The sequence below is a fragment of the Limimaricola litoreus genome (assembly GCF_024159025.1).
GTDB lineage: Bacteria > Pseudomonadota > Alphaproteobacteria > Rhodobacterales > Rhodobacteraceae > Limimaricola > Limimaricola litoreus.
The window spans coordinates 39,910-47,329 of the sequence record NZ_JAMYXC010000044.1 but is presented as its reverse complement, the minus strand read 5'-3'; the positions used below and the strand labels follow the sequence as shown (position 1 = coordinate 47,329).

The window sequence follows — 7,420 nt, the reverse complement described above, 5'->3', positions numbered from 1 at the left end:
GCCTCGGCCCGGCCCGAGGAGAGGCGCCAGACCGGGTTGTCGGCCAGCACCACGGGGCGCGCGGCCAGATGGGCCGATACCGCGACCGGGTTGCCGACCAGCCCGGCGGTCTGCGCCACCAGCCCCAGAAGCGCGCGGGTGACCGGCAGTGGCACGGTGTCGCCGGGCAGAAAGATCGGCGCGCCGGGCCGGGCGAAGATCTCGATCACTAACCCCTCGTCGGTCAGCTTCGTCACCACGTGGCGCAGCGCCTTGCGCGCCACGAGGCTCTCGCCGCCGCGCCCGAGCAGCATCTCCTCGATCTCGCGCAATGCGGCCACCTCGGCGGCCGCCGCGCCCTCGCCCGGGCGCACGCGCGGCGGGCTTTTGTCGGGCGGCACGGCCCCGCGCAGCCCCATGTTGGAGCCGGTGCCCGACTGGCTTAGCGAATCGCTCTGGTGCAGCGTGTCGCCGTCGAGCACATCGGCGCCGCCGGCGGAGGTGCGGCTGATCGCGATGGTCGGCGCGAAGTAATCGGCCAGCCCCTTGCGCTGCTGCTCGGTGGTGGCGTTGAGCAGCCACATCAGCATGAAGAAGGCCATCATGGCGGTGACGAAATCGGCATAGGCCACCTTCCAGGCCCCGCCATGGTGCCCGCCCCCGGCGATGACCTTCTTGCGCTTGATGATGATCGGCGCGTTTTGCACGGACATGCAGCTCCCCCTTCGGCCCCGATGGCCCCCGGAAAGGCGATAGCGCGGCGGCGTTAAGCCGAGGTGTAACCGGGGCGACCGCCTTTGCGCCGCCGCCGGGCCGCATCGGCGCGAGCCGGGATCAGCCCTCGTTCGCCCCGCCATGCGCCACATCGGGATCGACGTAGGATTTCTCCTCCACCAGCTCGGAGCCGAGCCGGGCGTTGATCCGCCGCTTGACGGCGGCGCGGCGGTCGTTGGTGCGGTAGACCGCGCGGGCGAGCGCGACGAAGCCTTCCGCGAAATCGCGCCGCGCCTCGTGGGCGCGGATCTCGTCCTCGATCTCCCACAGCGCTGTGTTGATCTCGACCAGCTCTGCGCGCAGGGCGGTGATGCGCGCATCCGGCGGCGCCCCCGACAACGCCTCTGCCAGTGCCGCCTCCAGCAGCTCCCGCTCATGCGCCACGTTGGCGCGCCTGTCCGGGTCGGTGATCCGCGCGCATTTGATCTCGAGAATCGTCAGCTTGTCGATCAGCTCGCCGGGCGAGATCGGGACGAGGATCGGCTTCATGCCTGGCGCCTGCGGCCCGACGCCTGGGCTGCCACGAGGGCCGAAAGCGCCCGGCTTACCTGTGCGAATACCCCGTCCCAATCGCGCGGGCGCGCCTGCCGGAAGAGCCGCATCGAAGGGTACCACGGCGTGGTCGCGCCGCTTTGCCCCCAGAGCCAGAAGGCATCGTGGTGCAGGAGGGTCCAGACCGGGCGGCCGAGCGAGCCCGCGATATGCGCCGTCGCCGTATCGGAGGTGAGGATCAGGTCCATCTCCAGCATCAGTGCCGCGCAATCGGCGAAATCGCGGTCCGAGGAGCCCAGATCGGGGATGAAGGCGGCGCTGCCGTCGGCGTGAAACGCCGCCGCGGCCGGGCCCTTGTAGAGAGAGAAGAGCTGCACGCCTGGAATCTCGCTCAGCTCCAGAAGCCGCTCATGCGGAAAGGAGCGCGCGGCGTTGGCGCGGTAGCCTTCCGAGCCGGTCCAGACCACCCCCACGCGCAGCCCCCGGGGATGGTGCGCAAGACGGCGGCGGGCCCTCTCGCGGCTGTCCTCGGCCACGGCGAGCCGCGCGGGCGGCGGCACCGCAGGGTCGCGCGCGAAGGCGATGGTCGGCAGGTCCATCATCTCGACCTGCAGGTCGACCTCGGGCCCCGCCGCCACCGGCACCACCCGGTCCACCCCCTCGAGCCGCGCCAGAAGCCGCGCCAGTGGCCGCTTGGCCTGCAATATGACCTGCCCCGCGCCCATGCGGTGCAAGAGGGGCAGGAAACGCGAGAACGCCACCACGTCGCCGAAGCCCTGCTCGGGCAGCACCAGCACCGAGCGCCCTTCGATCGGCTCGCCCGCCCAGCGCGGCGCGATGGTCCGGCGCGGCCCCATCTCGTCGGTCTGCCAGCGCACGGCGTATTCGGCGAAGCCCTCGGCGTAGCGCCCGCAGCTGAGAAGCAACAGGGCCAGCTGCAGCCGGATCTCGACATGATCGGGATGCGCCGCGCGGGCGGCGCGCAACTCCTCGACCGCCTCTTCGGCCCGGCCGCTCGCGCGCAGCGCCCGGCCGATCATCGCCCGGTCCTGCGGGTCGTCCGGCCCGGCTTCGAGCCCGGCGCGGCGCAGCGCGATCGCTTCCTCGTTCTGCCCGAGGTCGGTGAGGATGTTGGCGAGGTTGTTGCGCAAGGTCGCGTTGGTCCCGCCCAGAAGGCGCTGCGCGCGGCGCTGCGCGCGCAGCGCCTGTTCGAGGAGCCCTTGCGCGCGCAGCAGCGCGCCGAAATTGGTCCACATCAACCCGTCGTCGGGCCGCGCCGCCAGCCAATCGACATAAAGCGGCCGCGCGGCCGCCAGATCGCCCGCGCGGTGCAGATCGGTGATCCGGCGCCGATCGAACACGGTGGCGTTCACTGTCCGCGCGGCCGGCGCGCCACCGGGGTGACCAGCGTCTCGGGGCGGCGGGCCTCGGCCGCCTCGAACAGCGAGAAGGTCTGGTTCACGTAGTTCACCGCCCCCGAGATCAGATCGAGATACTCCAGAAGCTCGGGCGTGCGCTGCGCCTCGACCATCGCCACCCCGCGATCCTGCGGCATCGTCTCGAAACCGACGTAGAACAGCGGATCCCCGCGCGAGATCTTCAGCGGCCGGGCGGGCTCGTGCCACTCGAAGGCCCACATCATGGGGCGCGGCCAGACGTTGATCGGAAAGCGCCCGCCGAAGATCGTGCCGGGCAGCGGGTCGGGGGTGTAGTGCATGAAGGGCGAGACCTGGCTGAGATAGACCGGCGCGTCGCACAGGAAGACATAGGGCAGCGCCAGCTGCAGCGTCGGCACGCCCTTGTGGCGCCATTCGGCCTCGGAAACGATATGCAGCTTTTCGCCGAGCTTGGAGCCGCGGATCGCGCTCGCCGGGCCGCTCAGGTTGCGCAGCCGCGGCGCGCCCTTCTCGTCGCGCTCGAAGCCGACGTTGATGTCGAAGGGGCAGCGGATCAGGAAATAGCGGCTTTCGAGATTGATCACCGCCGGGCAGCGCGAGGCCGATTTGGCGTGACGCCGGTCGAGATCGGTCGAGCGGACGCGCTCGGGCGGGGCGTAGATCAGCCCGCCCTTGGTCTCGCTCAGGCACCAGCCGACCGTGACCGGGCCGCTTTCGGAGCCGGGATCCGAGGGGGGCGCGAGGCTGACGGAGATCTGCATGGGTGGACCTTTCGATGGCCCGTCGTCCGGGCCTCATCTGCGTGCGCGCAGGATGCGCGGCCCCGGCCGGCGCTGTCAAAGCCCGGTGGGCTCTAAAACAGCGCGGAGAGGCCGTCCCAACACAGTCTGAGACCGACGAGCACTACCATGACATACATCACCGGGTAGAAGACCTCGGCCCGCATCCTTCGCACCACGAAGGCGCCCGACAGCGTCGCCACCACCGCCAGCGGCAGCAGCGCCGCGGCGGCGAAGAGGTTGGTGGCGTCGAACTGGCCCAGCGCGGCGTAGGGGATCACCTTGATGACATTGACCACCGCGAAGAAGATCACGCTGGTGCCGGTATAGAGCTTCGGATCGAGCCGCAGCGGCATCGCATAGACCTGAAACGGCGGGCCGCCCGCATGAGCGACGAAGCTGGTATAGCCCGCCAGCGTCGCCCAGACCGAGGCGCGGGCCGCGTTCTGCGGCCGGGGCGCGGCGCGGCGGGTCTGCCCCGACAAGAGCCAGCGCGCCGAGAAGGCCAGCGCCACCACCCCGACGATCAGCCGCACCATTGCATCCGACACGAGCGCCGCCGTCAGCCAGCCGATGCCGATGCCGATCGCCGCGCCGGGCAGCATCCGCTTCAAGGTCGCCGCGTGATACTGGCCGCGCCAGGCCCAGAGGCTGATCGCATCCATCACCAGAAGGATCGGCAAGAGGATGCCCGCCGCCTGCACCGGCGGAATCGCCAGCGCCATGATCGGCACGCCCAAGAGCGCCAGCGCGCCGCCCAGGCCCCCCTTGGAGAGGCCGACCAGCACCACCGCGACGCAGCCCGCCAGAAGCGCCCAAGGGTCCGAGAAGACGAAATCCTGCATGATCCGCGTCGCGCCGTGGCTCAGAACGCCGCCCGCGCGACCTCCTCGCGCGTGGGGATGGCATCGGCCGCGCCGTGCCGCCCGACCTTGAGCGCGCCCGCCCGCGTGGCCAGCTCCAGCGCCGCGCGCATCTCGAGCCCCTCGGACAGCCCTGCGAGCAGGTAGCCGGTGAAGGTGTCGCCCGCGCCGGTGGTGTCGACCGCCTCGACCTGCGGTGCATCGACATGATGCCGCGCGCCGGTCCGTGTCTCGATCCAGTCGCAGCCCGCCGCACCGAGCGTCACGACAACCTGCGGCACCGGCAGGCTCTCGATCGGTGTGCCCAGCGCCTTCGAGAGCTGCTGCGCCTCGACCTCGTTGAGCACCAGAAGATTAAGATGCGGCAGCACCGCGCGCACCGCCTCGGCTTCGAAGGGGGCGGCGGCATAGACCACCCGCAGCCCGAGCGCCCGCGCCTGCGCCGCGGCCTCGACCTGGCCGTTGGTCTCGTTCTGCGTGACCAGCAGATCGCCCGGTGCGGCCTTGCCCAGAGCCTGTTTCACGGCGTCGAGGTCGATCTCGCGATTGGCGCCGGGAAAGAGCGTGATGGCGTTCTCGGCCTCGGCATCCACGGCGATGATGGCATGGCCCGAGGGCCCCTCGCGGCGCTGTACATGGGCGCAATCGACGCCGTAGCCCTCCAGCCGCTCGACCATCCAGCCGCCATCGGCGCCCACGGCTCCCAGATGCGCGATCCGCGCGCCCGCGCGCGCAGCCGCCACCGACATGTTCGCCCCTTTGCCGCCCAGCCCGTAGGACAGCGCGGTCGCGGCCAGCGTCTCGCCCGGGGCGGGGATATGCGGCACCGAATAGACGTGATCGGCGTTGATCGAGCCCAGATTCCAGATCATGCGCGCCTCGCCTTGCAGGCAGCCATGACGGCCATGTTGACGATGTCGTTCACGGTCGAGACGGTCGAGCAGATCTGGATCGGCTTGTCGACGCCCGACAGGATCGGGCCGATCACCGTCGCCCCCGCCATCTCCTGCATCAGCTTGACCGAGATCGAGGCCGAGTGCCGCGCCGGAACCACCAGCACGTTGGCCGGGCCGGTGAGCCGCGAGAAGGGATAGTTCTCCTGCCCCTTGGGGTTCAGCGCGACGTCGACGGCCATCTCGCCCTCGTATTCGAAGTCGACGCCGCGGCGATCGAGCACCGAGGCCGCCACATGCATCTTGGTCGCGCGCTCGGAGACCGGATAGCCGAAGGTCGAGAAGCTGACGAAGGCGACCCTGGGCTCCAGCCCCAGCTCGCGCGCCACCTGCGCGCCCTGCGTCGCGATATCGGCGAGATCCTCCTCATCGGGCCATTCATGCACCAGCGTGTCCGCGATGAGCACGATCCGCCCGTTGTGCATCACCACCGAAACCCCGACCGCGCCGTCATGCGGGCCCGCGTCGAAGACGTGGTTCACCAGCTCCATCACATGCGCCGATTTGCGCGTGGCCCCGGTGATCATGCCGTCGCCATGGCCATGCGCCAGCATCAGCGCGGCAAAGACATGCCTGTCACGCCCGGCGAGGCGGTGGATGTCGTGCTGGTCGAGCCCCTTGCGCTGCAGCCGCTGGTAGAGGAACGCCTTGTAAGTATCGAGATGCGGCGTGTTGGCGGCGTTGACCACCTCGAGCTCGGCGGCGGCATCGGCCATGCCCTCGGCGGCGAGCTTCTCGGCCACGTCGGCCTCGCGCCCGACCACCAGAGCCTTGCCGAAGCCCGAACGCTGATACTGCACCGCGGCGCGCAGCACGCGCGGATCGTCGCCTTCGGCGAAGATCATCGTCGCCTGCGCGGCCCGCGCGCGGGCGTTGAGACCGCGCAGCACGCTGGCGGTCGGGTCCATCCGGCCCTTCAGCGCCTGCTCGTACTGCTCCATGTCCTCGATCTCGCGCCGTGCCACCCCGGTCTGCATGCCGGCGCGGGCGACGGCGGGCGGGATGCGGTGGATGAGGCGCGGATCGAAGGGCGTGGGGATGATGTAATCGCGCCCGAAGCTGAGCTTCTGGCCATAGGCGACGGCGACCTCGTCGGGCACCTCCTCGCGCGCCAGCGCGGCCAGCGCCTCGGCGCAGGCGATTTTCATCTCGTCGTTGATCGCGCGGGCGTGGATGTCGAGCGCGCCGCGGAACAGGTAGGGAAAGCCCAGAACGTTGTTGACCTGATTGGGGTAGTCCGACCGCCCCGTGGCGACGATCGCGTCCTCGCGCACCGCATGGGCCTCTTCGGGGGTGATCTCCGGGTCGGGGTTGGCCATGGCGAAGATCACCGGGTTCGGTGCCATGCTCTTGACCATCTCCTGCGTCACCGCCCCCTTGGCCGAAACCCCGAGGAAGACGTCGGCCCCGTCCATCGCCTGCTCCAGCGTGCGCAGCGAGGTGTTGGCCGCATGGGCCGATTTCCACTGGTTCATGCCCTCGGTGCGACCCTGCCAGATCACGCCCTTGGTGTCGCACATGATGCAGTTGTCGTGCTGCGCGCCCATCGCCTTCAGGAGTTCGAGACAGGCGATGCCCGCCGCGCCTGCGCCATTGAGCACGATGCGGACCTCCTCGATCCTCTTGCCCGAGATGTGCAGCGCGTTGAGCAGGCCGGCCGCGCAGATGACGGCGGTGCCGTGCTGGTCGTCATGGAAGACGGGGATGTCCATCTCTTCCTTGAGCCGCTGCTCGATGATGAAGCACTCGGGCGCCTTGATGTCCTCGAGGTTGATGCCGCCGAAGCTCGGCCCCATCAGCTTCACCGCCGCGCAGAAGGCGTCAGCGTCCTCGGTATCAAGCTCGATGTCGATCGAGTTCACATCGGCGAAGCGCTTGAACAGCACCGACTTGCCCTCCATCACCGGCTTGGAGGCCAGCGCGCCGAGGTTGCCAAGGCCCAGAACCGCGGTGCCGTTCGAGATCACCGCGACGAGATTGCCCTTGTTGGTGTAATCATAGGCCGTCTCGGGCTGCTCGGCGATCACCTCGCAGGGGATCGCCACGCCGGGGCTGTAGGCGAGGCTCAGGTCGCGCTGGGTGGTCATCGGGACGGTGGCCGTCACCTCCCACTTGCCCGGGCTTGGGGCCTCGTGGAAGTTCAGCGCGTCCTCGCGCGTGAAACGGGGTTTGGCCATTCTTTC

The 7,420-nt window shown here is 69.8% G+C and carries 7 protein-coding genes; all 7 read right to left on the bottom strand.

Features of this window, described 5'->3' with window-relative positions:
* The coding region (locus NHG85_RS03645) for a flagellar motor protein MotB (RefSeq protein WP_253329903.1) at positions 1-692 on the bottom strand (692 nt) is incomplete at its 3' end.
* 121 nt (positions 693-813) lie between these two features.
* On the bottom strand, positions 814-1,242 hold the full coding sequence (locus tag NHG85_RS03640; RefSeq protein WP_253329901.1) for a DUF6165 family protein: 429 nt from the start codon (positions 1,240-1,242) through the stop codon (positions 814-816).
* Entirely contained in the window at positions 1,239-2,606 is a 1,368-nt protein-coding gene (locus NHG85_RS03635; RefSeq protein ID WP_253329899.1) for a tetratricopeptide repeat protein, read from the bottom strand. Before NHG85_RS03635 ends, NHG85_RS03640 begins: the two co-directional genes overlap by 4 nt.
* 8 nt (positions 2,607-2,614) lie before the next feature.
* Positions 2,615-3,403 carry a hypothetical protein gene (locus NHG85_RS03630; protein ID WP_253329897.1) on the bottom strand — a complete coding sequence of 263 codons (789 nt, stop codon included), beginning with the start codon at positions 3,401-3,403 and terminating at the stop codon, positions 2,615-2,617.
* A gap of 92 nt (positions 3,404-3,495) precedes the next feature.
* Positions 3,496-4,266, bottom strand: coding sequence for a sulfite exporter TauE/SafE family protein (locus NHG85_RS03625; RefSeq protein ID WP_253329895.1), 771 nt, complete (start codon positions 4,264-4,266; stop codon positions 3,496-3,498).
* Positions 4,267-4,286: 20 nt separating this feature from the next.
* The gene (locus tag NHG85_RS03620; protein ID WP_253329893.1) at positions 4,287-5,156 is read right to left on the bottom strand and encodes a ribokinase; all 870 of its coding nucleotides are present in this window, start codon (positions 5,154-5,156) and stop codon (positions 4,287-4,289) included.
* Positions 5,153-7,414, bottom strand: a complete 2,262-nt coding sequence (locus tag NHG85_RS03615) for an NADP-dependent malic enzyme (RefSeq protein WP_253329891.1) — start codon at positions 7,412-7,414, stop codon at positions 5,153-5,155. The genes NHG85_RS03620 and NHG85_RS03615 overlap by 4 nt, the downstream gene beginning before the upstream one ends.
* Between the last annotated feature and the right edge of the window lie 6 nt (positions 7,415-7,420).